This is a genomic window from Micromonospora sp. B006 (assembly GCF_003408515.1).
Lineage (GTDB): Bacteria > Actinomycetota > Actinomycetes > Mycobacteriales > Micromonosporaceae > Micromonospora > Micromonospora echinospora_A.
Genome location: NZ_CP030865.1, coordinates 1,062,668 through 1,088,556 on the forward strand (window position 1 = coordinate 1,062,668; position 25,889 = coordinate 1,088,556).

21 protein-coding genes, 1 other RNA gene and 2 pseudogenes are annotated in these 25,889 nt (G+C 72.2%); 16 read left to right on the top strand and 8 right to left on the bottom strand.

Annotated features, from left to right (window positions below):
* Positions 1 to 96 precede the first annotated feature (96 nt).
* From mtrA to hpf, 5 genes are all read left to right on the top strand, one after another.
* Entirely contained in the window at positions 97 to 786 is a 690-nt protein-coding gene (gene mtrA, locus MicB006_RS05210) for an MtrAB system response regulator MtrA (protein ID WP_030501405.1), read from the top strand.
* Between the two features lie 70 nt (positions 787 to 856).
* Positions 857 to 2,554 (top strand): MtrAB system histidine kinase MtrB, encoded by a 1,698-nt coding sequence (mtrB, locus tag MicB006_RS05215; RefSeq protein ID WP_192900262.1) that lies wholly within the window; start codon positions 857 to 859, stop codon positions 2,552 to 2,554.
* Positions 2,551 to 4,350 carry an LpqB family beta-propeller domain-containing protein gene (locus MicB006_RS05220; RefSeq protein ID WP_116504205.1) on the top strand — a complete coding sequence of 600 codons (1,800 nt, stop codon included), beginning with the start codon at positions 2,551 to 2,553 and terminating at the stop codon, positions 4,348 to 4,350. The genes mtrB and MicB006_RS05220 overlap by 4 nt, the downstream gene beginning before the upstream one ends.
* Before the next feature lie 7 nt (positions 4,351 to 4,357).
* Entirely contained in the window at positions 4,358 to 5,062 is a 705-nt protein-coding gene (locus MicB006_RS05225) for a ComF family protein (RefSeq protein WP_116504207.1), read from the top strand.
* Positions 5,063 to 5,312: 250 nt separating this feature from the next.
* Entirely contained in the window at positions 5,313 to 5,957 is a 645-nt protein-coding gene (hpf, locus tag MicB006_RS05230) for a ribosome hibernation-promoting factor, HPF/YfiA family (protein WP_073824654.1), read from the top strand.
* Between the two features lie 46 nt (positions 5,958 to 6,003).
* Here hpf and MicB006_RS05235 read toward each other — a convergent pair whose 3' ends face one another.
* Together MicB006_RS05235 and MicB006_RS05240 are read right to left on the bottom strand one after the other, a co-directional pair.
* On the bottom strand, positions 6,004 to 7,110 hold the full coding sequence (locus MicB006_RS05235; protein WP_116504209.1) for a GNAT family N-acetyltransferase: 1,107 nt from the start codon (positions 7,108 to 7,110) through the stop codon (positions 6,004 to 6,006).
* Positions 7,107 to 8,264 (bottom strand): GNAT family N-acetyltransferase, encoded by a 1,158-nt coding sequence (locus tag MicB006_RS05240; protein ID WP_116504211.1) that lies wholly within the window; start codon positions 8,262 to 8,264, stop codon positions 7,107 to 7,109. The genes MicB006_RS05235 and MicB006_RS05240 overlap by 4 nt, the downstream gene beginning before the upstream one ends.
* 169 nt (positions 8,265 to 8,433) lie before the next feature.
* Between MicB006_RS05240 and secA the strand changes: the two genes are divergently transcribed.
* Positions 8,434 to 11,331 carry a preprotein translocase subunit SecA gene (secA, locus tag MicB006_RS05245; protein WP_116504213.1) on the top strand — a complete coding sequence of 966 codons (2,898 nt, stop codon included), beginning with the start codon at positions 8,434 to 8,436 and terminating at the stop codon, positions 11,329 to 11,331.
* Between the two features lie 349 nt (positions 11,332 to 11,680).
* On the opposite strand, the pseudogene MicB006_RS32230 reads toward secA, so the two are convergent.
* From MicB006_RS32230 to MicB006_RS05255, 3 genes and pseudogenes are all read right to left on the bottom strand, one after another.
* A pseudogene (locus tag MicB006_RS32230) lies at positions 11,681 to 11,953 on the bottom strand (Rv3235 family protein); the annotation flags it as partial.
* A 177-nt stretch (positions 11,954 to 12,130) separates the two neighbouring features.
* Positions 12,131 to 12,370 (bottom strand): annotated as a pseudogene (locus tag MicB006_RS32720) (hypothetical protein); the annotation flags it as partial.
* A 95-nt stretch (positions 12,371 to 12,465) separates the two neighbouring features.
* Positions 12,466 to 12,693 (bottom strand): helix-turn-helix domain-containing protein, encoded by a 228-nt coding sequence (locus tag MicB006_RS05255; RefSeq protein ID WP_030501414.1) that lies wholly within the window; start codon positions 12,691 to 12,693, stop codon positions 12,466 to 12,468.
* A 195-nt stretch (positions 12,694 to 12,888) separates the two neighbouring features.
* On the opposite strand from MicB006_RS05255, the gene MicB006_RS05260 reads away from it, so the two are divergent.
* Positions 12,889 to 13,398, top strand: a complete 510-nt coding sequence (locus tag MicB006_RS05260; RefSeq protein WP_116504215.1) for a hypothetical protein — start codon at positions 12,889 to 12,891, stop codon at positions 13,396 to 13,398.
* Between the two features lie 9 nt (positions 13,399 to 13,407).
* Here the strand turns inward: MicB006_RS05260 and MicB006_RS05265 are convergent, their stop codons facing one another.
* The gene (locus MicB006_RS05265; protein WP_116511186.1) at positions 13,408 to 14,586 is read right to left on the bottom strand and encodes a hypothetical protein; all 1,179 of its coding nucleotides are present in this window, start codon (positions 14,584 to 14,586) and stop codon (positions 13,408 to 13,410) included.
* A gap of 871 nt (positions 14,587 to 15,457) precedes the next feature.
* Here MicB006_RS05265 and pruA point away from each other — a divergent pair.
* The 9 genes from pruA to MicB006_RS05310 all read left to right on the top strand — a co-directional run bounded on the left by pruA (position 15,458) and on the right by MicB006_RS05310 (position 23,374).
* A complete protein-coding gene (pruA, locus tag MicB006_RS05270; RefSeq protein WP_116504217.1) occupies positions 15,458 to 17,086 on the top strand; it encodes an L-glutamate gamma-semialdehyde dehydrogenase in 1,629 nt (542 codons plus the stop codon).
* Positions 17,087 to 17,220: 134 nt separating this feature from the next.
* Entirely contained in the window at positions 17,221 to 17,736 is a 516-nt protein-coding gene (locus MicB006_RS05275; RefSeq protein ID WP_073824633.1) for a PadR family transcriptional regulator, read from the top strand.
* Positions 17,737 to 17,838: 102 nt separating this feature from the next.
* Positions 17,839 to 18,960 carry a peptide chain release factor 2 gene (gene prfB, locus MicB006_RS05280; RefSeq protein ID WP_073824629.1) on the top strand — a complete coding sequence of 374 codons (1,122 nt, stop codon included), beginning with the start codon at positions 17,839 to 17,841 and terminating at the stop codon, positions 18,958 to 18,960.
* Between the two features lie 118 nt (positions 18,961 to 19,078).
* The gene (gene ftsE / locus MicB006_RS05285; protein ID WP_013284225.1) at positions 19,079 to 19,759 is read left to right on the top strand and encodes a cell division ATP-binding protein FtsE; all 681 of its coding nucleotides are present in this window, start codon (positions 19,079 to 19,081) and stop codon (positions 19,757 to 19,759) included.
* Between the two features lie 65 nt (positions 19,760 to 19,824).
* Positions 19,825 to 20,700 (top strand): permease-like cell division protein FtsX, encoded by an 876-nt coding sequence (gene ftsX / locus MicB006_RS05290; RefSeq protein ID WP_116504218.1) that lies wholly within the window; start codon positions 19,825 to 19,827, stop codon positions 20,698 to 20,700.
* A 131-nt stretch (positions 20,701 to 20,831) separates the two neighbouring features.
* Entirely contained in the window at positions 20,832 to 21,311 is a 480-nt protein-coding gene (gene smpB, locus MicB006_RS05295; protein WP_116511188.1) for an SsrA-binding protein SmpB, read from the top strand.
* A 103-nt stretch (positions 21,312 to 21,414) separates the two neighbouring features.
* Positions 21,415 to 21,790: a transfer-messenger RNA gene (gene ssrA / locus MicB006_RS05300) on the top strand.
* 175 nt (positions 21,791 to 21,965) lie between these two features.
* Complete coding sequence (locus MicB006_RS05305) at positions 21,966 to 22,388, top strand: hypothetical protein (RefSeq protein WP_116504220.1); 423 nt, start codon at positions 21,966 to 21,968, stop codon at positions 22,386 to 22,388.
* 41 nt (positions 22,389 to 22,429) lie between these two features.
* A complete protein-coding gene (locus MicB006_RS05310) occupies positions 22,430 to 23,374 on the top strand; it encodes a hypothetical protein (RefSeq protein WP_116504222.1) in 945 nt (314 codons plus the stop codon).
* Positions 23,375 to 23,377: 3 nt separating this feature from the next.
* On the opposite strand, the gene mdlC is transcribed toward MicB006_RS05310, so the two are convergent.
* Both mdlC and MicB006_RS05320 read right to left on the bottom strand, forming a co-directional pair.
* On the bottom strand, positions 23,378 to 24,970 hold the full coding sequence (gene mdlC / locus MicB006_RS05315; RefSeq protein WP_116504224.1) for a benzoylformate decarboxylase: 1,593 nt from the start codon (positions 24,968 to 24,970) through the stop codon (positions 23,378 to 23,380).
* A 109-nt stretch (positions 24,971 to 25,079) separates the two neighbouring features.
* Positions 25,080 to 25,880: an S-methyl-5'-thioadenosine phosphorylase gene (locus tag MicB006_RS05320; RefSeq protein WP_116504225.1), complete on the bottom strand. Its 801-nt coding sequence runs from the start codon at positions 25,878 to 25,880 to the stop codon at positions 25,080 to 25,082.
* Positions 25,881 to 25,889 lie beyond the last annotated feature (9 nt).

Consider the following 25,889-nt stretch of genomic DNA (forward strand, 5'->3'; position numbering starts at 1 on the left):
CCACGCCGACTGCTGTGGTGCGCGGGCCCGCTCGGCGCTACCGTGCCGTGGAGACGCCGAACCCTCCAGACGAACGGGGATGGAACGATAAACCCCATGAGAGCCCGGGTACTCGTGGTCGACGACGACCCCGCCCTCGCCGAGATGCTCGGCATCGTGCTGCGCAGCGAGGGCTTCGTGCCGTCCTTCGTCGCGGACGGCGAACGGGCGTTGGCGGCCTTCCGCGACAACCGACCCGACATCGTCCTGCTCGACCTGATGCTCCCCGGCATGAGCGGCATCGACGTGGCCCGCGCCATCCGGGGCGAGTCCGGCGTGCCGATCGTGATGCTGACCGCCAAGAGCGACACCGTCGACGTGGTGCTCGGCCTGGAGTCCGGGGCCGACGACTACGTGGTCAAGCCGTTCAAGCCCAAGGAGCTGGTGGCCCGGATGCGGGCCCGGTTGCGCCGGGGCGAGGACGTGGCCCCGGAGATGCTGACGATCGGGCCGCCCGGCAACCAGATCACCATCGACGTGCCGGCCCACACGGTCAGCCGCGACGGCGACGAGGTGAAGCTGACACCGCTGGAGTTCGACCTGCTGGTCGCGCTCGCCCGCAAGCCGCGTCAGGTCTTCACCCGCGAGGTGCTGCTGGAGCAGGTCTGGGGCTACCGCCACGCCGCCGACACCCGCCTGGTGAACGTGCACGTGCAGCGGCTGCGCGCCAAGATCGAGCCGGATCCGGAGCGACCCGAAATCATCCTGACCGTGCGGGGCGTGGGTTACAAGGCGGGTACCGGATAGCCTGGTCAGCACTGTGGTGACCACCCCGCTGCCGGACACGCCGACCCCCGAGACCCGCCGGTTCCACGCCGTGCGGGCGCTCTGGCTCGCCCTGAGCGGCCGGGTCGCCCGGCTGGTGGCCGCGGTGCACCAGGCCTGGCGGCGGTCGCTCCAGGTCCGTGTGGTCACCATCACGCTGGTGACGTCGAGTCTCCTGGTGGGCGGTTTCGCCTACCTGATCGCTGACAAGATCACCAACATCCTGCTGGAGAACGCCGAGACGGACGTGCGGCTGCGGCTGAGCAACGGCAGCGAGTACGCGGCCAAGCAGTTCAACCTCTACAGCCAGCCGCAGGAGGCGCAGCTCCAGAACACCATCGACGGCACCGTGAACTACCTGGCCGGTGGCGACCCGACGCAGACCAGCGGCGTCGTGGTGGCGATCACCGCCGACAACTTCGCCGAGTTCATCGAGCCGCGTACCACGCCCGAGGTGCCGGTGGGCACGGTGATCGGCGACGAGCTGCGGGCCACCGTGGCCTCCGGCAAGGTCGCCCACCAGATCCGCACCGGCTCGCTCGGCGGCGAGCGCACCAAATACCTGGTCTACGGCTCCCCGGTGCCCACCAAGTTCGGGCAGGTCGAGCTCTACTACCTCGTACCCCTGGCCCGGCAGGACGCGACGGCGGCCGACGCCCGGGCCGCGGTGGTAGCCACCGGCGTCGCGCTCGTGCTCCTGCTCGGCCTGCTCGCCGCCCTGGTCACCCGCCTGGTGGTGACCCCGGTACGGGTGGCCGCGCGCACCGCGCAGCGGCTCTCCGCCGGCCTGCTCGATCAGCGCATGGTGGTCTCCGGCGAGGACGACCTCGCCCTGCTGGCCGCCTCGTTCAACCAGATGGCGACGAACCTGCAACGGCAGATCCTCCGCCTGGAGGAGATGTCCCGGCTGCAACGCCGGTTCACCTCCGACGTCTCGCACGAGCTGCGCACGCCGTTGACCACGGTCCGGATGGCCGCCGATCTGATCTTCGCCGAGCGGGACGAGTTCGACCCGGCGGTGGCCCGCAGCGCCGAGCTGCTCCAGGCCGAGCTGGACCGGTTCGAGGAACTGCTCACCGACCTGCTGGAGATCAGCCGGTTCGACGCCGGTTTCGCGGTGCTGGACAGCGAGCCCACCGACCTGGTGCCGGTGGTGCACCGCGTGACCGAGCGGCTGGCCGGGCTGGCCGAGCGGGTCGGGGTCACGATCGAGCTGGACCTGCCGGACACTCCGGTGATCGCCGAGGTCGACCCCCGGCGCGTCGAGCGGGTGCTGCGCAACCTCGTCGGCAACGCGGTCGAGCACGGCGAGGCCAAACCGGTACGGATCACCCTGGGTCAGGACCGCAGCGCGGTGGCGATCACCGTGCGCGACCACGGCGTCGGCCTCAAGCCGGGGGAGGAGAAGCTGGTGTTCAACCGCTTCTGGCGGGCCGACCCGTCGCGTGCCCGGCAGACCGGCGGCACCGGGCTCGGCCTGTCGATCAGCCTGGAGGACGCCCGCCTGCACGGCGGCTGGCTGGAGGCGTGGGGCGCGCCCGGCCAGGGCGCCCAGTTCCGGCTCACGCTGCCGGCCCGGGCCGGGGACCGGCTCACCACCTCCCCGCTGCGGCTGGTGCCGGCCGACGCCACGGTGCCGTTCGGTGGTCCCCGCGACGGCGGCCTGCTCGCCATCGGCCCGGGTGCCGGCGCCGGGGCGCTGAGCGTGGAACCCGCCGCCGACGGCGACCGGGCGGAGGTCCGGCCGTGAGCCGCCGCGCCCTGGCCCTGCTGCTGGCCGGCGCCCTGCTTCCGGCCGCGCTCGTCGGCTGCGGCATCCCGGGTGAGACCGACGTCCAGGTCGACGGGTCGGTGCCGGCCGCGCAGGGCGGGGCGCTCAACGGCAGCGCGGCCCGGCCGCCCGAACCGGCCGACAGCAGCGAGCCGGTGCCGTTCATCGAGAACTACCTGCGGGCGGCGGCGGCCGGGGAACGCGACCAGGCGTACGCCCGGGCCCGCAAGTTTCTCGCCGAGGAGTCCCGCGACCTGCTCCCGGGCAGGCCGCAGACCAGCGAGGTCGAGCTGACAGTGGTGCGGCTGCGGGAGAAGCCGGAGAGCACGCCGCCGAACAACCAGGGCACCAGCACCGTGACGCTCAAGGTGCAGCAGGTCGGCGTGCTGCGGGCCGACGGCACGCTCGGCCCGCCGGTGGCCAGCGACACGCAGTACGTCTTCGAGCTGCGCCGGGCCGAGCCGGCCGGGACCGGACTGCTGATCACCGAGGCGCCGAACGTGCTGCTGGCGAGCGACTCGGCGATGCGCGAGTACTACCAGGCCCGCACCGTCTACTTCTGGAACTCGGACCAGACCCGGCTGGTGCCGGACCAGCGCTATCTGCTCTCCGCGGCGCCGACCGAGCGGTGGATCACCGAGGTGATGAGGTGGCTGGCGGACCGCCCCTCGGACTGGCTGGCCGCCGGGGTGACCGGGCTGCCCGAGGGCACCCAGTTGATCAACAACGCGACCGGGACGAACGGGCACTGGGAGATCAACCTGAACATGCCCGGGGCCAACGAGCAGCGACTGAACCGGCTCGGCACCCAGTTGGCCTGGTCGCTGTCGGACCTGGACGGCACGGTCGACCTCAAGATCCAGAACCAGAAGCGGCTGACCGTCGACCTTCAGCGGGAGCGCGTCTCGGCCGCCGCGTACCCGCGTGGGGCGAACCCGATGCGGCTGGGCGTCTACGACGGGGCCGTACGCCCGCTGGCCTTCGGCAACGAGCCGCGGGCCGCCGTGCCGCTGCCGGCGGAGGAGAACCGCAACGTGGTCTCCGCCGCGCTCGCCCGCGCCGAGGACCAGGTGCTGGCCGCGCTCGTGGTGACCGGGACGGACAACCGCAAGCGGCTCAAGGTGGGCGCCGGCGCGGAGCCGGTGGCCACGCTCACGGCGAGCGACCGTACGTTCCGCGCGATGAGCCGTCCGACGTGGCTGCGGTCGCTGAACAAGGCCCGGCCGGGTGGTCTGGTGGCGGCCGACGGGCGGCTCTACCGGTTCGACGGGGTGGGCGGGATGAGTGAGATCCCGCTGTCCGTCCCCGGCCCGGTGACCGCCGTCTCCGGCTCCCTCGAAGGCCACCGGATCGCCCTGGTCAGCGGTGGCGCGCTCTACGTCGCCGCGGTGAGCGTCGACGGTGGCGTGGTGCGCCTGGGACAGCCCCGCCGGGTGACCACGCTGCTCACCGGCGTGACGGTGGTGGACTGGGTGGCGCAGAACGAACTGGCGCTGGCCGGCAACGAGGCGGACCGGCGCTCGGCGATCCACCAGCTCAGCGTCGACGGCGTCTGGGAGACCCCGCTGGCGGTGGAGATCGGCGCCCCGGTCACCCAGCTCGCCGGCTACCCGGGCGGCAGCGACCGCGGCCTGGCCGCGTTCTCGTTCATGTTCGAGACGGACGGGGCGGCCTGGCGGAACAACCCGTTCGACTTCGTCAAGCGCGAACAGGTGCTCGACGTTCCGGCGGGCAGCCGGGCGACCAACCCGACCGCTCCGTTCTTCCTTTACTGAGCCGTCCGTGCGTGACCTGGGCGGGCTCTGGTCGGACCTGACCGATCTGGTGCTGCCCGCCGGGTGCGCCGGCTGCGGCACCGGATCGGCGCGGCTGCGGCAGGGCTTCTGCCCCGGCTGCGTACGCGAACTGGAGTCGCTGCGTCCCGAGCCGGCCCGGCCCGATCCGGCCCCACCCGGCCTGCCGCCCTGTGTCGCGCTCGGCCCGTACGGCGGGGCGCTGCGCGAGGCGCTGCTCGCGTACAAGGAGCGGGGCCGGCACGGGCTGGCCCGGCCGCTGGGCGCGCTGCTGGCGGAGGTGGTCGCCGAGGCGGTGGGGCAGCCCGGCCCGGTGACGCTGGTGGCGGTGCCGGACACCGCCCGCGCCGCCCGGGCCCGCTACGGCGACCACCTGGACCGGCTGGTCCGTCCGGCGGCGGCCCGGCTGCGCGCGGCCGGCTGGCCGGTACGCGTGCTGCGACCGCTGCGGGCGCTGCCCCGGCCCGACTCGGTGACGCTCGACAGCGCCGGACGGGCCACCGCGGCCGAGGCCGCGTTCCGGCTGCGCCGCCCGCCTGCCGGGCACCGGCCGGCCGGGACGGTGGTGCTGCTCGACGACATCGTCACCACCGGCGCGACGCTGGCGGCGGTGAGCCGGATGTTGCACCGCGCGGGAATGACGCCAAAGGCCGCGGCCGTGCTCGCCGCAACGCAAAAGCGGCACCTTCGGTGACGCTTCGTGTATCCGTTTCACCCCATGGTGTATGAGGTGTTAAATTCCGCAACCCCTTTCGGCAACCAGGGGTGACGGTTGGCGGTACAGGAGTTAGCGTTTCGGTGTCGGGGGTAGAGAGGATGCCAACCTTCCCCCGGCGCTGGAAGGAGGCGTAGCCGAACACCACCGGTCGACGCCGAGCGGGGCCCTCCCGGGCGGGTCGACCGGATTCTCCGGACCGAACGACCGTCCGAACAAGGGAGGTCACGTGGACATCGTGGTCAAGGGCCGTAACGTCGAAGTGCCGGACCATTACCGGGTGCACGTAGCCGAGAAGCTCGCGAAGATCGAACGCTACGACCAGAAGCTCATTCGCGTGGACGTCGAGTTGTTCCACGAGCGCAATCCACGCCAGGCGGACCACTGCCAGCGAGTGGAGATCACCTGCGTCACGCGCGGCCCGGTGATCCGGGCCGAGGCCTGCACGAGCGACTTCTACAGCGCGCTCGACGCCGCAATCGCCAAGTTGGACACCCGCTTCCGCCGCGCTGCGGACCGCCGCCGGGTGCACCGGGGACGGCACGCGCCGATCTCCGTGGCCGCCGCGACCGCCGGGCTGCCGGTGGCCGACCTCGACGGGCCCGGCCTGGCGGCGCGCGACGGCCACGGCGCCGCCACCGCTGTCGCCGAACGTCCCGACGAGGACGGTTACGTCGAACCCGACGACCAGCCGTGGCACATCGCCCGGGCGAAGGTCCACCCCGCCGAACCGATGACCGTCGACGACGCGCTGTTCCAGATGGAACTGGTCGGCCACGACTTCTACCTGTTCCAGGACAAGGAGTCCGGCCGCCCGAGCGTGGTCTACCGGCGGCACGCGTACGACTACGGGATCATCCAGCTCGACGCGTGACCCCTTGACCGGTGAGACGGGCCCCCGCACGCGCGGGGGCCCGTCCTCAGTTCTCGTCGGTGGCGAGCCGGCCGTAGACCACCGAGTCGACCCGGGTGCCGTCCGGGCCGGGCAGCCGCCCGCGCAGCAGCCCTTCACGCCGGAAACCGGCCCGCTCCAGCACGCGTTGCGAGGCGACGTTGTCCGGCCGGGTGCCGGCCCAGAGCCGGGCCACCCCGATGCCGAACGCCCACCCGGCGACCAGCCGGACGGTACGGGCGGCCAGCCCGCGCCCGCGCGCCTCGGGCAGCAGGCTGTAGCCGAGCATGGCCTGCCCGGTGCCCGGCTCGTCGTAGAACAGCGCGCATCCGCCGACGACAGTGCCGGTGGCCGCGTCGAGGATCGCCAGGTCGGCGGCCTCGCCGGCGAGCCAGCGGCTCGCCGCCAGCCGGCAGCGCCGCGCCAGCGCCGCCCGCTGCGGCGTCACCGGCGGCACCCGGTTCGCCACCACCTCCGGCAGCGAATGCAGGCGGTACATCGCGTCGGTGTCCGCCGGCTCCACCGGGCGCAGCGTCACCACGCCGTCGGTGAGCCGGCCGCCGGGCAGGTCCGGCAGCAGACGGGGGACCGGCCCGGGCGGGTCGTCGGCAAGCCGCACCCAGGCGATCAGATCCTCGCGTACGCCGCCCGCGCTCGCGCCCGCCGCCCGGCGTACCCCCTCGTGCCGGTAGCCGCAGGCGAGCGCGATCCGCTGGCTCGGCACGTTCTCCGTGCGGGTGAGCAGCTCCAGCCGGGCCGCCCCGGCGGCGAACGCCCGCTCGGTCAGCAGCCGGGTGGCGGCGGTGGCCACGCCCCGGCCGCGCGCCGCAGGACCCACCCAGTAGCCGATCTCGTAGCTCGCCCGCTCCGCGCTGAGCCGGCTCAGACCGATGCTGCCGAGCAGCCGGTCGGTGGCCGGGTCGGCGATCGTGTACGCGGCCCCGCCCGCCGCCCACGCGGCCGGCGAGCCCTCGGTGATCCACAAGCGGGCCGCGTCGGCGTCGTACGGGTCGGGCAGCAGGGGCATGAACCGGCGGGTCTCCGGGTCCGCGCACCCGGCCACCATGTCCGGCACGTCCGCGAGGTGGCACGGCCGCAGCCGGACGCCGTACCCCTCGATCGTCTCCGGGGTCACACCAGGTCCTCGGGCAGCAGCGCGCCGATCCACGCGTCCTGGCGCTCGCCGCGGTGCTGGACGCCGCCGCGCAGCGTGCCCTCGACGGCGAAGCCGGCCTTCTCGGCGGCCCGCCGCGAGGCGGTGTTGCCCACGTTGGCCCGCCACTCGATCCGGGCCAGGCCGAGCGTGGTGAAACCCCAGGCGCAGAGCGCGGTGAGCGCGGCCGGCAGGTAACCCCGGCCGCGGGCGTGCGGCGCGGTCATGTAGCCCACGTCGGCCACCAGCGGGTCGTTGGGCAGGATGCGCAGGTCGATCGACGCGACGTAGCTGTCGTCCGGGTCGGCCACGGCGAACGTCGCGGCGGTGCCCCGGGCCCAGGCCGGGCGGACCAGGTCGCGCAGGAAGCCCTCGGCGTGCTCGGGCCGGTACGGATGCGGCACGGTGGTCCAGCGCACCGTCTGCTCGTCCTGGCAGGTGCGGATCACAGCGGGCAGGTCGCGCTCCTCCAACGCGCGCAGCCGTAGCTCGGTGCCCCCGGCTGTGGCGAACAGGACCGGCTGCGGCCGGCCGAAGACCGCCGCCCGGCGGGCCTGGAGCGTGTCCGGGCCGTAGGGGACCGGGTCGCCGGGAGCGGCGATCTCGCCGGGGAGCAGCGAGCCGATCCAGCCCTCCGGACGGCCGCCCTCGGCGGGGTGGGCCAGCCGCAACTCGCCCTCGACCCGGAAACCGGCGCGCAGCGCGACGAGCCGGGAGGCGTGGTTGCCGATCTCGGCCTGCCAGGTGAGCCGGCGCAGCTTGAGCGCGTCGAACGCCCAGCGGGCGAGCGCGCGGGTGGCGCGGACCGCGACGCCCCGGCCCCGGGCCCACGGCGCGGTCCAGTAGCCGACCTCGGCCGAGTCCAGCTCGCGGTCCACGGAGACCAGGCCGCACGAGGCGAGCAGCTCACCGGTGGTGGCGTCGCAGACCGCGAACGGGGCGCCGGTGCCCTCGGCCCAGGCGGTCGCGCTGAACGTGGTCACGAACTCGGCGGCGTGCCCGGGCAGGTACGGGCGAGGTACGGTGGTCCAGCGCTGGATGTCCGGATCCTGGCAGGCACGGTGCACCGCGTCCGCGTCCTCCGCGCGCCAGGGGCGCAGCAACAGGCCGTCCTCGATGATCTCCACAGGCTCCATTCGAGCCATCGTGCCGGATCGTTCGCGCACGGCGTAACCCGATTAGCGGCCGGTGGCGCACGGTGGCGGCGTTATGTCGGGTTCCGGAGCCCGGACCGCCGCCACCAGTGACCATCGTCGCCTCCGAGCGCCTACGATGGTTCGAGACCGTCTAGGGGAGCGTTGATCCGTGTCGATTCTGGAAAAGTTCCTTCGCGCCGGCGAGGGCCGCATGGTGCGTCGGCTGAAGGCCATCGCTGCCGCCGTCAACTCGATCGAGGACGACTACGTCAACCTCAGCGACGACGAGCTGCGCGACATGACCGACCAGTTCAAGGAGCGGCTCGAGGATGGCGAGACCCTCGACGACCTGCTGCCCGAGGCGTTCGCGGTGTGCCGTGAGGCCGCCTCGCGGGTGCTCGGCCAGCGCCCCTACGACGTCCAGGTGATGGGTGGCGCGGCGCTGCACTTCGGCAACATCGCCGAGATGAAGACCGGTGAGGGCAAGACGCTCACCTCGGTCATGCCGGTCTACCTGAACGCGCTCGCCGGCAAGGGCGTGCACGTCATCACGGTGAACGACTACCTGGCCGAGCGCGACGCCGCCTGGATGGGCCGGGTGCACGAGTTCCTCGGCCTGCGCGTCGGCGTGGTGCTGCCCAACCGGCCCGCCACCGAGCACCGCGCGGCCTACGAGTGCGACATCACCTACGGCACGAACAACGAGTTCGGCTTCGACTACCTGCGCGACAACATGGCCTGGTCGAAGGACGAGCTGGTCCAGCGCGGCCACTTCTTCGCCGTGGTCGACGAGGTCGACTCGATCCTGATCGACGAGGCGCGTACCCCGCTGATCATCTCCGGTCCGGCCGAGCACTCCGCCCGGTGGTACCAGGAGTTCGCCACGTTGGTGGCCCGGCTCCAGCCCGGCACCGACGGCGAGGGCGACTACGAGGTCGACTACGCCAAGCGCACCATCGCGATCACCGAGCGCGGCGTCGCCAAGGTGGAGGACCGCCTCGGCATCGACAACCTCTACGAGTCGGTGAACACCCCGCTGGTCGGCTACCTGAACAACGCGATCAAGGCCAAGGAGCTCTACAAGCGCGACAAGGACTACATCGTCAACGACGGTGAGGTCCTGATCGTCGACGAGTTCACCGGCCGCATCCTGCACGGCCGCCGCTACAACGAGGGCATGCACCAGGCGATCGAGGCCAAGGAGGGGGTGGAGATCAAGCAGGAGAACCAGACCCTGGCCACCATCACCCTCCAGAACTACTTCCGCCTCTACGAGAAGCTCTCCGGCATGACCGGTACCGCCCAGACCGAGGCGGGCGAGTTCAACAAGGTCTACAAGGTCGGCGTCGTGACCATCCCGACGCACCGGCCGATGGTCCGGCTCGACCGGCCCGACGTCATCTACAAGACCGAGAAGGCCAAGTTCAACGCCGTCGTCGAGGACATCGCCGAGCGGCACGAGCAGGGCCAGCCGGTGCTGGTCGGCACCGTCTCGGTGGAGAACTCCGAGATCCTGTCGCACATGCTGCGCCGCCGCGGCATCCCGCACTCGGTGCTGAACGCGAAGTTCCACGCCAAGGAGGCGGAGATCGTCGCGCAGGCCGGGCGCAGGGGCGCGGTCACCGTCGCCACCAACATGGCCGGCCGCGGTACGGACATCCTGCTCGGCGGCAACCCCGAGTTCCTCGCCGCGAACGAGCTCCGCCAGCGCGGGCTCGACCCGGTCGAGCAGCCGGAGGAGTACGCCAAGGCGATGGAGGAGATCCTCCCGACCTGGAAGCAGGCGTGCGACACCGAGGCGGAGGAGGTCGCCGCCGTCGGCGGCCTGTACGTGCTGGGCACCGAGCGGCACGAGTCCCGCCGGATCGACAACCAGCTGCGCGGTCGCGCCGGCCGGCAGGGTGACCCGGGCGAGTCCCGCTTCTACCTGTCGCTGCAGGACGAGCTGATGAAGCGCTTCCGGGCCGGCGCGGTCGAGGCGGTGATGGACCGCTTCAACATCCCGGAGGACGTGCCCATCGAGTCGAAGATGGTCACCCGCCAGATCAGGAGCGCCCAGGCCCAGATCGAGGGCCAGAACGCCGAGATCCGCAAGAACGTCCTCAAGTACGACGAGGTGCTGAACAAGCAGCGCCAGGTGATCTACGCCGAGCGCCTCCGGGTGCTCAACGGCGAGGACCTGTCCGAACAGGTCCGCAACATGATCGACGACGTGGTGACCGCGTACGTGGTCGGCGCGACGAGCGACGGCTACGCCGAGGACTGGGATCTCGACCAGCTGTGGTCGAGCCTGAAGCAGCTGTACCCGGTCGGCATCACCGTCGAGGAGCTGGAGGAGGAGGTCGGCTCCCGCTCGGGCATCGACCAGGACTTCCTGCTCGCCCGCCTCAAGGAGGACGCGCACGCCGCGTACGACCGGCGCGAGGAGAGCCTCGGCGAGGAGGCGGTGCGCCAGCTCGAGCGGATGGTCCTGCTCCAGGTGATCGACCGCAAGTGGCGCGAGCACCTCTACGAGATGGACTACCTCCAGGAGGGCATCAGCCTGCGGGCGTACGCCCAGCGCGACCCGGTCATCGAGTACCAGCGCGAGGGCTTCGACATGTTCGCCTCCATGATGGACGGCATCAAGGAGGAGACGGTCGGCTTCCTCTACAACCTGGACGTGCAGGTCGAGGAGGCCGAGCCGGAGGCCGAGCAGGTGGAGCTGCTGGAGAAGCCGGTGGAGATCCGGGCCAAGGGTCTCAACCGCGCGCCGCAGCAGCAGGGCCTGCAATACTCGGCCCCCGCGGTGGACGGCGAGGCCGGTCGCGGCGTCCCGGTGATCGAGCGGCCCGAGCAGCAGGCGCCGGCGCTCGGCATCGGCCAGCAGTCGGAGCGCCCTGCCGCCGCCGGGCCGCGCCGGGCGCCGGCCGGGGCGAGCGGCCAGGCGGTCGCGGCGAGCACCGCACGGCGGGCCGCCCCGGGCCAGGTCGACGGCGGCGAGGGCCCGTCCCGTAACGCGCCCTGCCCGTGCGGCTCGGGCCGTAAGTACAAGCGCTGCCACGGCTCGCCCAACGGCGGCAACTGACCCCGAACAAGCGCCCGACGGGCCCCGGCCTTCCGGCCGGGGCCCGTCGCCGTCCCCGCCGTCCCCGCCCGCGCCCTCCCGTCCTCCCTCCCGCGATCTTGCAGTTGCGGCCCCTGTGGTGACCGATTCGTGTCGGTATCGGGGGTCGGCAAGTGCAAGATCGCGCAGGCAGGGCCGTGGCGTGGCGTGCCCCGGGCGGGGAGGGCGGATCGCGGGTCAGAGGACGTCGAGGACCAGGCACAGCCAGGTGCCGCGGCGGCGTTCCAGGCGCAGGGCGACGGCCCAGCTCGTGCCTGCGGGCGCCGACGAACACGGCGGTCGCCTCGACCGCGCCCGCGCGGGGCTCGCAGACCCGAAGCCGCCGCAGGAGCAGGGCCGGCCGGGCGGTACGGCGGCGGACCGGAGTCACCCGGCGTGCCGCGCGGGTCAGCTCGGCCGTCACCGGCGCGACGGTCTCGGGCAGGCAGAGCGGCCGGAGCTGACCGGGCGGCCGGAAGCCGTTGACGATCTCCAGGAAGGTGCGGACGAACCGGTACGCCGCCCGCGCTCCTTCCGGCGTGGCGGAAGCGAGCGCCGAGGTGGGAGTGCCGGTGTCGAAAGTGGGACCCCCGCATCCGCGCATTGCGCCGCCGGATCCGGGCGTTGCGCCGCTGGCTCCGGGCGTGGGGCCGCCAGGTCCCGGTGTGGTGCCGCTGGGTCCGGGCGTGGCGCCGGTGGGTCCGGGCGTGGTGCGCACCGGCCCGGACGTGCCGGCGGCGGGTGGCGGAGCGGCAAGGCCACCCGGGGGCGGCGCGAGGGTCGGCGGCCGGTCGAGTGAGCTGGACCAGCGCGGCCAGGCCGGAGGCGGATCCGGGGCGCGTCCGGCCGGGCGTGCTGCCGCGCGTGCGGGGTCACGGCGGCGCGGGTCGGCGAGGTCGAGCGCGAGCTGGCCTAGCGGGCTCCAGACCGGGTCCTCGTCGGTGCACGGCGGATCGAGTGGCGGGGCGGGCCGGAGACGGACCGGCGGGCGGGGTGCGCGGGGACGGCGGGTGTCGACCATCTCAGATCCTTGCGTTTGCCTTCGTTTGCCTCCGACAGTGCTTCATCTTCCCGGACCTGCATCACCGTCGTCAATGGCCGACGGTCCTCGGGTGGTCACTCCTCGTCGCGCTCGCCGAGCGGGTTCCCGCGTACCCACTCCGCCGTCTCGGCGTACTTCCGCTCGATGTATTCCTCCAGCCGGGAGCGCTCGACCCGCCACTGCCCCCGGCCGCCGATCTTGATCGCCGGCAGCTCGCCGCTGCGGACCATGTGGTAGACCTGCGAGTCCGACACGTTCAGCTCGGCGGCGACGTCGGACAGCAGCAGGAACCTCGACTCCACGGTGACTCCCGGGGTTGGCTTCGTTTGCCTCAGTTTGCCATCACCGGCTGACATCGCCCCAGGCCCGTTCGCCTGACACACCGGCGGGAGACTTCACCCGCGCGGGTGCCGGGTGTATGACGGTCCTGGCGTACGGCATGATCGGCGCCCGGAGCCGGCGTCCGCCGGCGGTTGGCCTGAGTGCGGGAGTGACCGGTGACCGACGAGCTTGTCCGGGTGTACCTGCCGGCGACCGTACCCATGCTCGCCCGGCTGCGCGAGGAAGGGCTGACCGTCGAGGCGGCGCACGCGGTCACTCCGGAACTGCGCGAGTGGTACGCCGAGGGCGACGAGGAGGAACTGGAGTACGTGGCCTTCACCCGGGCCGCCCAGGAGGCGCTGTTCCTGCTCCGGAGCGATTCCGCCGCGCCCCGGCGACGGGTTGTCGTATCGGCCGACCTGCCCGCCCGGGCGGTCGGACGGGTCGGCGGCGAGCTGGGGTCGAGCGTGGTCCGGCCGGCCGGACCCGTACCTGTGAAGTCGGTCGCCGCGCTGCACGTGGACGGCGCGGAGGCGGTCGAGGACGTGGCAGCTGCCGTCGAGGTGGTGGCCGAGGCCCAGGCCGGCGACCCCGACGCCCAGTTCACCGTCGACGGTGCCGAGGACCACGAGTTGGAGTGGTACGACGTGACCGAGCTGGACCTGCTGCTGCGCGAGGCCGGCTGAGCCAGCCGCTCAGGACGCCGCTGGCTCGTCCGTCTCGTCCTCGACCGGGCGGGGGCCGAGCGTGCGGCCGAACACGATGAGCGTGGTCAGCGCGCCCACGAAGAGCACCCAGATCCCGTTGTCCACCCGCGAGGTGCCGAGCGCGGTCTGCGCCACCTCGTCGGCCTCGCTGAGCGCTGCGGCCAGGTCGAGCAGCCCGCGGCCGCCGATCCGGATGATCACCTCGGTGAGCAGCAGGAGCAGGCCCGCACCCGCGCCGGCCACCAGGTACGCCGGCCAGCGCAGCGGCGACGCCACGCCGTCCCGGCGCTCGGCCCGGCGGCGGGACCAGGTCAGGTAGAGGTACGCCGCCAGGCCGGCGAGCAGGCCGGCGAGCAGCGATTCGGTACGCGAGACCCACTTCGCGGCGTCGAGCACCGACTGCTGGGTCTCCCCGGCGCCGAACAGATCGGACAGCGGGTCCCGGGCGCGGCTGAACAGCACCACGAAGATCTGCGCGGTGAGCGTCGCGGCGGTGATCGCGCCCACCACGCGGGCCTGACGCGCGCCCGCCATCGCGCCGCCGATGATCGCGGCTGCCGCCGTGGTTCCGGCGATCGTGTTCGTGGTGGCGTTGTCGGCGTACGTCAGGTTGATCGCCACCGCGGCGAGGAGCCCGACCACCAGGCCGGTCCCGACGGCGGCCAGAAAGCGCAGCGTGGCCCGGCCCAGCCGGTTGGTCGCGGCCAGGGCGACGGTGGCCCCGCTGACCAGCGCCGCGGTGATGACGCCGGGCAGCGCGTACGCGGAGAGGCTGATCGCGGTGACGCCGGCCGCGGTCGAGTGGATGGCCTCGCGGGTCGACCAGAGCATGGCGGCCAGCCACCCGATCGAGACCAGGGCGAGCACGAGCGCGCCGGGGGCGAACTCCGGCCGCCCGCCGGTGACGGTGCCCTCGTCCGCATGCGGATGTCCGGATGCTGCCGCGCCCGCCGAAGCCTCGGCCGCCGGTGCCTCGCCCGCTGGTGCCTCGCCCGACGCTGCCGCGGCCGACGGTGCCTCGCCCGACGCTGCCTCGCCTGTCGGTGCCTCTCCGGAGGACGCCTTGACGGCGGAGGTCTCGACGGCGGCCCCGTCGCCCGTGGTCGGCCCGACGGCCTCGGGTTGATCCGTCTGCGCGGCCGTGGAGCTGCCGGGCTGGTTGCTCATCGTCTTCCCTTCGACGGTCGCCGGATCTCCCCGCGCCGGGCCGGGCAGGTCACCGGTCATCCAGGGTACGCGGCGCACCACCGCTCCTCGGGCGGCCGTGTGCCGCCTGTGCCTTGATCGACTGCAGTTCGCCGATGTGGTGGCATCCCGAGGGCTCGGATACCGCCGTTTCCCCGGGGTGGAGTGGATCAGTGGCCGATACCCGCGAGGAGCGGGGTGTGCGGGAAACCTGAGGCAGGGCTGGGTCGTGGGGTCGGACGGTGCTCGCGGCCCGCGACGTGCCGCCTGTGCCTTGATCGACTGCAGTTCGCCGATGTGGTGGCATCCCGAGGGCTCGGATACCGCCGTTTCCCCGGGGTGGAGTGGATCAGTGGCCGATTTCCGCGAGGAGCGGGGTGCGCGGGAAACCTGAGGCAGGGCTGGGTCGTGAGGTCGGACGGTGCTCGCGGCCCCGCGACGGGCCGCCTGCGCCTTGATCGACTGCAGTTCGCCGATGTGGTGGCATCCGGAGGGTTCGGATACCGCCGTTTCCCCGGGGTGGAGTGGATCAATGGCCGATACCCGCGAGTCGGGGCGTGCCCGTCTCGGGTGGGAGGTGGAGTGGATCAATCGGTCGGTGGTGGCCGTCGAATCTTCGAAGAAGAGGGCTGTTGTCCGATGGTTCGTCGGGATGGGGTGGGTTGGGGCCTACGGTCCGGAGATGGGCTGGCCGTCCGGTGTGCCAGGGAGGCGCTTCCGACGAGGGCTTGTCGTGACAGAATCGGGCCAGGTCCCGCCGCCGCCCACCCCGCGGCGCCCCGGCGTCCGGCCGCCCGGCCGGTGCCCGCGGGTCCGGTTTCGCCGTCGCCGTCGAGATCGCCAGGAGCCTGTGATGGACGCCGTGTTCTCCGTACCCGAGCCGATCAACGAGCCGGTTCACAACTATGAGCCCGGCAGCGCCGACCGGGAGCGGCTCCAGCGGCGGCTGGCCGAGCTGGCCGCCGAGCGGATCGAGCTGCCGATGACGATCGCCGGTGAGCGGCGGATGGCCGGCGGCGCGTCGATCGACGTGGTGCAGCCGCACAAGCACGCGCACGTCCTCGGCGTGACCGGGCACGCCACCCACGACGACGCCCGCGCCGCGGTCCGGGCCGCCAAGGACGCCGCTCCGATGTGGCGGGCGCTGCCGTTCGAGGAGCGGGCCGCGATCTTCCTGCGCGCCGCCGACCTGCTCGCCGGCCCCTGGCGGGACACGCTCAACGCGGCCACCATGCTCGGCCAGTCCAAGACCGCCGTCCAGGCCGAGATCGACGCGGCGTGCGAGCTGATCGACTTCCTCCGGTTCAACGTGCACTTCGCCCGGCGGCTCCTGGCCGAGCAGCCGCTGTCCTCGCCCGGGGTCTGGAACCGACTCGACCACCGGCCGCTGGAGGGCTTCGTCTACGCGATCACCCCGTTCAACTTCACCGCGATCGCCGGCAACCTGCCGTCCGCGCCGGCCATGCTCGGCAACACAGTGGTCTGGAAGCCGTCCCCGACCCAGCAGTTCGCGGCGCATTTCACCATGCGCCTGTTCGAGGCCGCCGGCCTGCCGCCCGGCGTGATCAACATGGTCACCGGGCGCGGCGAGGAGGTCTCCGAGGTGGTGCTCGCCGACCCGGACCTGGCCGGCATCCACTTCACCGGCTCGACAAAGGTGTTCCAGCACCTGTGGAAGACGGTCGGCGACAACATCGCCCGCTACCGCGGTTACCCCCGCCTGGTCGGCGAGACCGGCGGCAAGGACTTCGTGGTCGCGCACACCAGCGCCGACGTGGACGCGCTGCACACCGCGCTGATCCGGGGCGCCTACGAGTACCAGGGGCAGAAGTGCTCGGCCGCCTCCCGGGCGTACGTCCCGCGGTCGATCTGGGAGGGCGGGCTGCGCGACCGGCTCGCCGCCACCGCGGACTCGCTGACCTACGGCGACGTGACCGACTTCAGCAACTTCGGCGGCGCGGTGATCGACGACAAGGCGTTCGGCCGCCACACCGCCGCGCTGGAGCTGATCAAGGGCGACGACTCCTGCCGGATCCTGGCCGGCGGCACCGCCGACGACTCGGTCGGCTACTTCGTCCGGCCGACGCTGTTCGAGTGCTCCGACGCCGCGCACGAGACGTTCACCACCGAGTACTTCGGCCCGATCCTCGGCGTGCACGTCTTCGACGACGCCCGCTTCGACGACGTGGTCGCCCAGGCCGAGTCGATCGCGCCGTACGCGCTGACCGGGTCGATCTTCGCGACCGACCGCCGGGTGGTCGACCAGGTGGCGGAGAAGATGCGGTACGCGGCCGGCAACTTCTACATCAACGACAAGCCGACCGGCGCGGTGGTCGGGCAGCAGCCGTTCGGCGGCGCCCGGGCCAGCGGCACCAACGACAAGGCGGGCTCCTGGCACAACCTGGTCCGCTGGATGTCGCCCCGGACGATCAAGGAGACGTTCGTTCCGCCGACCGATCACGCCTACCCGCACATGGGCTGAGTGGCTTCGAGAGGGCCCGTCCCGGCCGGGGCGGGCCCTCTTCCTCATCCGACAGTGCACATCGGACCAGTCATCGGGTGCCGAAATAGGCAAATCCTGGACGCCAGAGCCGACAAAGTGGCAGCTTAGAGGGCATGGCGGATTCCGGAGTCAACCCGACGGCAGCAGCTTTGCTCGGCCTGCTGCACGACGGCCCGATGACTGGCGGCCAGTTGATGGCCGCGGCCGAGCGCCGGCTGGCGCCGTACTGGTCGATGACCCGCAGTCAGGTCTACCGCGAGCTACCGGTCCTGGCCGAGAAGGGTCTGGTGCGTCTCGGCAAGCCCGGGCCGCGCATGAGCCAGCCGTACGCGCTGACAGCGGCCGGTAAACGGACATTCTCCCGCTGGCTGGCGGAGAATCCCGGCAAGGACACCATCCGTAACCCGATAGCGCTACGGATCGCGTTCGGCGACCTGCATTCGTCGAGCCAGCTCAAGAACCTGTACGCCTCGGCGAACGAGTACCACACCGAGGCCCTGGCGGCGGTGCGGGAGCAGGTCAAGAACGCCAAGAAGGAAGGCGACAGCTACGACGCCAGCGCGCTGGAGTTCGCCGTTGCCTACCACAAGGCGGCCCTGTCCTGGCTCAAGACCGCGCCGGTCGGCTGACCACCTGCGGCGAACCCGCCGGACTAGGCAGCGCAGACTTTTCGCGCGTGACTGCGGGGCTCGCAAGCTCACTCCTCGCACGCGCCGGTAGTCTTGTCTGTCGTGACCGCTGCCGATTACGCCGAACAGCTCAAGGAACTCGACGCCACGCTGCGCAACATCGAGGCCGTGCTCGACCTCGACAAGCTGCGCGAGCAGAAGGCACGGCTGGAGCAGGAGGCCTCCGCGCCGGACCTCTGGGACGACCAGGCCAAGGCGCAGCAGGTCACGTCGCAGCTGTCGTACGTCAACGGCGAGATCACCAAGCTCGGCGACCTGCGCTCCCGGCTCGACGACGCCGGGGTGCTGCTGGAGCTGGCCCAGGCGGAGGACGACCCGGGCGTGCTGACCGAGGTCGAGTCGGAGATCGCCGGGCTGACCAAGGCCATCCAGGAGATGGAGGTCCGCACGCTGCTCTCCGGTGAGTACGACTCCCGGGAGGCGCTGGTGGCGATCCGGGCCGGAGCCGGCGGCGTGGACGCCGCGGACTTCGCCGAGATGCTGCTGCGGATGTACCTGCGCTGGGCCGAGCGGCACGGCTACCCGACCGAGGTCTACGAGACCTCGTACGCCGAGGAGGCGGGCCTGAAGTCGGCCACCTTCACGGTGAAGGTGCCGTACGCCTACGGCACGCTCAGCGTGGAGTCCGGCACCCACCGGCTGGTGCGGATCAGCCCGTTCGACAACCAGGGCCGCCGGCAGACCAGCTTCGCCGGGGTCGAGGTGCTGCCGGTCACCGAGCAGACCGACCACATCGACATCCCGGAGAACGAGGTCCGGGTGGACGTCTACCGGTCGTCCGGGCCGGGCGGGCAGAGCGTCAACACCACCGACTCGGCGGTGCGGCTGACCCATATCCCCACCGGCATCGTGGTCACCTGCCAGAACGAGAAGTCCCAGCTGCAGAACAAGGCCTCCGCGATGCGGGTGCTCCAGGCCCGCCTGCTGGAGCGCAAGCGGCAGGAGGAGGAGGAGAAGCTCGCCGGCCTCAAGACCGGCGGCACCAGCTCCTGGGGCGACCAGATGCGCTCGTACGTCCTGCACCCGTATCAGATGGTGAAGGATCTGCGTACCGAACAGGAGACGGGCAATCCGTCCTCGGTCTTCGACGGTGACCTGGACAGCTTCATCGAGGCGGGAATCCGCTGGCGGAAGCAGCAGCAGCTCACCGCTGACGGTGCGTGATCACGGTCGGACTGAGCGCGTCATCGATCTCGTTCTGACCGGGTAAATCGATGACGCGCACCGCTTCGGCGGGCCTGGGGGCTTGGCTCTGCGGTTACACCGCGTAGACTACCGACCCGTGATTCAGCTTGAGCAAGTGACGAAGACGTACCCGAAGGCGTCCCGGCCTTCGCTCGACAACGTGTCCGTCTCGATCGAGAAGGGCGAGTTCGTCTTCTTCATCGGTCCATCCGGCTCCGGCAAGTCCACGATCATCAAGTTGCTGCTGCACGAGGTCACGCCCAACAAGGGCCGGGTCGTCGTCAACGGCAAGGACGTCACGTCGATGCGTTCCTGGAAGCGACCACACTTCCGGCGTTCCATCGGCTGCGTCTTCCAGGACTTCCGCCTGCTGCCGAACCGCACCGCGTACGAGAACGTGGCGTTCGCGCTGGAGGTGATCGGCAAGACGAAGGCGGTGGCCCGCCGCGTCGTGCCGGAGGTGCTGGAGCTGGTCGGTCTCGGTGGCAAGGAGCACCGCTACCCGCACGAGCTCTCCGGTGGTGAGCAGCAGCGTGTGGCGGTGGCCAGGGCGTTCGTCAACCGGCCGTTGATCCTGCTGGCCGACGAGCCCACCGGAAACCTGGACCCGGACACCTCGATCGAGATCATGCGTCTGCTGGACCGGATCAACCGCACCGGCACGACCGTCGTGATGGTCACGCACGACTCCAACATCGTGAACCAGATGCGGCGCCGGGTGATCGAGATCGAGAGCGGCCGCATCGTGCGCGACCAGGCCCGCGGCGTCTACGGCTGAGCCGGACGACGTTCCGTAGACCCTGACGACGAACCCTCACGCCGGAGAGCCGGAGGAATATCCCGATGCGGATGAAGTACGTCCTGTCCGAAGTACTGGTCGGGCTGTGGCGCAACGTCACCATGACCATCGCCATGATCATCACAATGGCGGTGTCGCTGTTCATGCTGGGCGGCAGCGGCCTTCTGTACCAGAAGGTCGGCGACATGAAGGACCTCTACTACGAGAACGTCGAGGTCTCGATCTTCCTGAAGACCGATGCCACCAAGGAACAGGTCGACGCGCTGGGTCAGCAGCTCGGCCAGGACCCGCTGGTCAAGGACTCGACGTACGTCAACAAGGAGCAGGCGTACGAGCGCTTCCAGCAGATGTACGCCGACGCCCCGGACCTGGTCAGCGCGGTCAAGCCGGACCAGCTTCCCGAGTCGTACCGGGTCAAGCTCAACGACCCCGAGCAGTACAAGGCGATCTACGACAAGTACAAGACCGCCGAGGGCATCGACACGATCGTCGACCAGAGCAAACTGCTCGACAAGGTCTTCGGCGTGCTCAGCGGCTTCCAGAACGGCGCTCTCGCGATCGCGATCGTGATGGCTGTCGCCGCCCTCCTGCTCGTCGCGAACACCATCCAGGTGGCCGCGTACAGCAAGCGGCGTGAGGTCGCGGTCATGAAGCTGGTCGGCGCGTCGAACTGGTTCATCCAGGCGCCGTTCGTGCTCGAGGCGGTGGTGGCCGGTCTGTTCGGCTCCCTCCTCGGCCTGCTGGCGTTGATCGCGGTGAAGGTGCTCGCGGCCGGCAGTTCGATGGCGGCCCTGGAGGGCCTGATCACCCCGATCTCGTGGTCCGACATCTTCCTGACCTTCCCGCTGATGGCCGCCGTCGGTGGCGTGGTCAGCGCGGTCACCGCCTGGGTCACGCTCCGCTTCTACCTGCGGGTCTAGTCACCCGTCCGGCTCCGGCAAGGGCCCTCCCGCACGGAATAAACCGCGCGGGAGGGCCCTTGTGGTTCCGGTAGCATGATCTTCGCTCGCCGGCCGGTGGCCGGCGACGGACCGGAAGGGAGGTGGCGCCGATGCCACGGGAAAAGGGTCGCAAGGTGGTCGCCTCCAACAAGAAGGCGCGGCACGACTACGCCATCCTCGACACGTACGAGGCGGGCATGGCGCTGACCGGCACCGAGGTCAAGTCGCTGCGGGCCGGGCGGGCGTCGCTCGTCGACGCGTTCGCCCAGGAGCGCGACGGCGAGATCTACCTGCACGCCATGCACATCCCGGAGTACGCCCAGGGCACCTGGACCAACCACGAGCCCCGGCGTACCCGCAAGCTGCTGCTCAACCGGCTGGAGATCGACCGGCTGCTGGGCAAGCTCAAGGAGAGCGGCCTGACGCTGGTGCCGTTGCAGGTCTACTTCTCCGACGGCTGGGCCAAGGTGGAGATCGGCCTGGCCCGGGGTAAGAAGTCGTACGACAAGCGCCAGGACCTGGCCAAGCGGGACGCCGCCAAGGAGATCGCCCGGGCGGTCGGCCGGCGCGGCAAGGGCATGGCCGAGTGATACGTCCGGTTCGTCCGGCTGTCCGCGTCGGGCGGGCCTCGGGATGAATCCGGTTGCGCCAGGCGTTACGCTTGGTGTGCTGCCGACAGGGGCAGCGCTACGAGGGGGTGACTGGTTTCGACTTCGTACGCAGCGACAGGGGAAGCGAGCCGAGGAAGCCGACGTCGTCTCGAGAATCGGTCGTCGGAAACCAATAAGCGCCAAGAACAATCGCGCTGACTTCGCTCTCGCCGCCTGAGGCGAGTAGCAAGTCTGTCGGCCTGGGAGCGCCTTCGACCCAGTTAGCCGGCATCAGCTAGAAGGCTGGCCAATCGGACCCGGTCGCGGGGTCCGTGCGGCGAGATTAATCAGCGACTGGGCCCGTCACACCAACTTGCTCGCGTGAGCGGTGGGGCCGAGTAGAGGCACAGCGAGCTGCGCTCGGAGAAGCCCTGACAAACCGGCGAAGGACCCGGGTTCGATTCCCGGCACCTCCACTACACGGCCTGTGCGCCCCGGTCCACGAGGACCGGGGCGCACAGTCGTCTGAGGCTCCTGCGGCTGCCGGGGCAGTTGTTGCCAATGCGGCAGATGAGGCGTCCTCGACCGCTGGACAGCGCCGCGAACCAGGTCCACCATCGCCATACGGGTTCGCCCAGCAGCGGGAGGTGTCCCATGGTCACCAGTCCGATCCAGCAGCCGATCTCCGTGCTCCCCACCGCTCCCGGCGCCCTGCGCGCCCTCGCGCGGGCCACCGGCGGTCCGCGCTGGCGGGAGCGCCTGCTCACCGACCTCGACCCCGTCCGGCAGGGCTTCACCGAGCACGTCCGCGTCACCGAGGGGCCGGGCGGTCACTACGCCGACCTGGTGCGCGCCGCGCCGCGGCTGCACCGGGGCGTACGCCTGCTGGTCGCCGAGCACGCCGCGATCCTGGCGGCGCTGGCCGCGCTCCAGCACGCCGTCCGGATGCCCGGGGCGTCCGCCGCCCAGGTGCGCGCCCACACCGTGGACCTGCTGCGCGCGCTCGACCGGCACCGGCGGCACGGCGCCGACCTGCTCTGGGAGGCGTACCAGGCCGACCTCGGCGGCGAGGACTGAGCCTGAGGGAACCGGCCGGGACGGGCCCGCGTCCAACCGGTATGCGTCGCGTGCTCGCCCTGCTCGGGATCCCGTTGCTGGCCCTTTCCGCCTGCGCCACGCCCGGCGCTGCTCCTGTCCGGACGCCGCCCACCGGCCCGGACCAGCGGCCCGCGTTCACCGAGCGGGCCGAGGAGGTCGCCGCGGGCTGGCGGCCCGGGCCGGGCTGGCGCGACGGGTACGTGCCGCTCCAGGACGCCACAGTGCTCACCGGCGACCCGGGCTTCACCGACGAGACGAAGGTGGCGTTCGGGGCCGGCTGGTACCGGGACCAGATCCCGATCCCGGCCGCCGTGCCGAAGGACGGCACCATCCGGTTCCCCGACGGCACACTGCGGGTGCCGCTGATGAGCGCCGCCGACGCGTACGCCCAGCTCCGCCAGGGCGACCCGCCGCCGTGCGACGGGCGCCCGGCCGCGCCGGACCCGGCCCCGACCGGGCGGCCCGGCCCGAACGACCCGGTGTCGACGTCGGCGCCGACCCCGTGCGTCCCGCTCACCGTGACCGGGGTACGGCTGGGCAGTGCGCCGGTGTGGACCAGCCGGGGCCGCGCCGAGGTCCCCGCCTGGCTGTTCACCGTGGACGAGCTGGCCGTACCCGTGGCCCGGATCGCTGTCGCGCCGCGCGTGACCGGCCGGGCCCCCGCCGGCGCGGTGCCGGGCCGGCCGCTCCCGGCGGGCCTGGTGTCCGCGCAGCAGTTGCGGGCGGTCGAGGGCAACCGGATCGACTACGTGCTCGGCGTCGGCGCCTGCGACGGCCCGCCCACCCCGCTGGTGCTGGAACGGCCGGACGTGGTGGTGATCGGCGGCGCCGTGGTCACGTCCACCGGCATCTGCACCGCACAGCTCGTGCTGAAGCCGGTCAGCGTCACGCTCGACGCGCCGCTCGGCGGCCGGGCCGTGCTGGACGCCGCCAGTGGCGCCCCGCTCACCGTCTGGCCCGGCTGAGCCTCACAGGATCCGCGGCACGTCGGTGCTGATCGGCACCGGCAGCACTGTCGGCCGGTCCGCGGCCAGCGCGGCCGAGAGCGCCGCACCGAGCCCGTCCAGCGTGGTCACCTCACCGGCGCAGCCGTAGCCGTGCGCCACCGCCGTCACATCCAGCCCGGGCAGGTCCAGCGCGGGCACGCCCGGGGTGTGCTTGAGGTCGGCGAACGCCTTGAGGATCGCGTACTGCTGGTTCACCGGAACCACGACGGCGAGCGGCAGCCGCAGCCGCGCCGCCGTCCACAGCGCCTGCACCGAGTAGTGGAACGAGCCGTCGCCGACCACCGCGACAACCGGGCGGCAGCGCCCGGTGTCGCGTTCGGCGAGCGCCAGGCCGACCGCCGCCGGAAGCCCGAAGCCGAGGCCGCCGCTGGCCATCGTCAGGTACGAGCGAGGCCGCTCGATCGGCAACCGGCGGCGCAGCGCGGCCAGGTTGGACGGCGACTCCTGCACCAGCACCCCGTCCGCCGGCCACGCGGCTGCCAGCGCGGCGAACAACGCGTCGGCGCTCGGCGGGTCGGCCGGCTCGGGCGGCGCCGGCTGCGGGCGCGGTGACGGCGCCGGCCGGTCGGTCGCCGGCAGCAGTTCCCGCAGCGCGGCCATGGTCAAGCGGGCGTCGCCGAGCAGGCTGTCCCCGACCGGGGCGCGGGCCGCCTCGTCCGGGTCGTCGGTGACGTGCAGCAGCCGCGCGTCGCCGGGCAGGTACTCGCCCGGCACGTGCGGGTAGTAGCGGAACACCGGCGCGCCCACCACCAGCACCACGTCGTGGCCGCGCAACGCCTCCGACAACGGCCCGATCGCGTACGGCAGCACGCCCCGGAAGTGCGGATGCCGCTCCGGGAACACGGCCCGCTCCGGTGCCGGGGCGGCCCAGACCGGGGCGGCCAGGTGCTCGGCCAGCGCGACCGCGTCCGGCCAGGCGTCCGACCGGTCCACCGCCGCACCGAGCACCAGCGCCGGGGCGCGGGCGGCGGCCAGCGCGTCGGCGAAGCTCCGCAGCCGGTCCGGGTCCGCCGCGATCCGGGTGGCGACGGTACGCACCTGCGGCGGCGGGTCCGCCGGGCGGTCCCAGTCGTCCATCGGCAGGGAGAGGAAGACCGGCCCGGCCGGTGGCTGAACCGCCGAGGCGTACGCCCGCATGAAGGCCGCCGGGATGTCCTGCGCGCGGGCCGGCTCGTGGGCCCACTTGACGTACGGCTGGGCCAGCTCGACCGCCCGGGGGCTGGCCAGGCGCGGCTCGATCAGCAGCATCTCGCGGGTCTGCTGGCCGGCGCTGACGATCAGCGGGGTCCGGTTGTGCCAGGCGGTGACCAGGTTGCCCATGCCGTTGCCGGTGCCCGGCGCGGTGTGCAGGTTGACGTGCGCGGGCCGGCCGGTGCCCTGGGCGTAGCCGTCGGCCATCGCGACCGCCGACGCCTCCTGGAGCGCGTGCACGTAGTGGAAGTCGGCCGGGAACTCCTGGAGGAACGGCTCCTCGGTCGAGCCGGGGTTGCCGAAGACGGTGGTCAGCCCGAGCGCGCGCAGCAGGTCGTAGGTCGCCTCCCGCACCGTCGCCATCGCCGGCTGCCCCCGTCCTCCATGCGGACGCCGGAGACAGTCCGGTGCCCGGTCCCCCGACCAGCCGAATCTATCGGGCCGTAGCCGACTTTTCGGGCGCTTCCCACGCTCAGGGCAGCGGGAACGGCAGCTTGATCCCGTCCAGCGCGCTCCCGCACTGGCACTCCCGCTCGATCGGCAACGCGGCGACGGCGTCCAGCAGCAGCCCACGCAGCCGGTCGGTGTTCTCGGCGAAGACCCGGAACACCTCCTCGTGGGTGACCGACTCGCCCGCCTCGACACCCGCGTCCAGATCCGTCACCAGTGCGATCGACGTGTAGCAGAGTGCCAGCTCGCGGGCCAGCACCGCCTCCGGGTGGCCGGTCATGTTGACGATCGTGCCGCCCATCGAGGCGAACCAGCGCGACTCCGCCCGCGTCGAGAAGCGCGGGCCCTCGACCACGACCACCGTCCCGCCGTCCACCGCCGGCACGCCCCGACCGGCCGCCGTGTCCAGCAGCGTGCGCCGCCCGGCCGGGCAGTACGGGTCGGCGAACGACACGTGCACCGCGCCCCGGTCGTAGTACGTCTGCACGCGCCCGCTGGTGCGGTCGATCAACTGGTCGGGCACCACGAACGTGCCCGGACCCAACTCCGGCCGCAGGCCGCCCACCGCGCAGGGGGCGAGCACCTGGCGTACGCCCAGTGACCGCAGCGCCCACAGGTTGGCCCGGTAAGGGATCAGGTGCGGCGGGTACCGGTGATCGCGCCCGTGCCGGGGCAGGAACGCCACCCGGCGACCGCCCACCTCGGCGACGGTGATCGGGCCTGACGGCTCGCCGTACGGGGTGTCCACCACCTGCTCAACCCCGTCGAGCAGAGCGTAGAGACCCGACCCGCCGATCACCGCCAGTTCGGCCTCCGCCGCCATCCGGCCCTC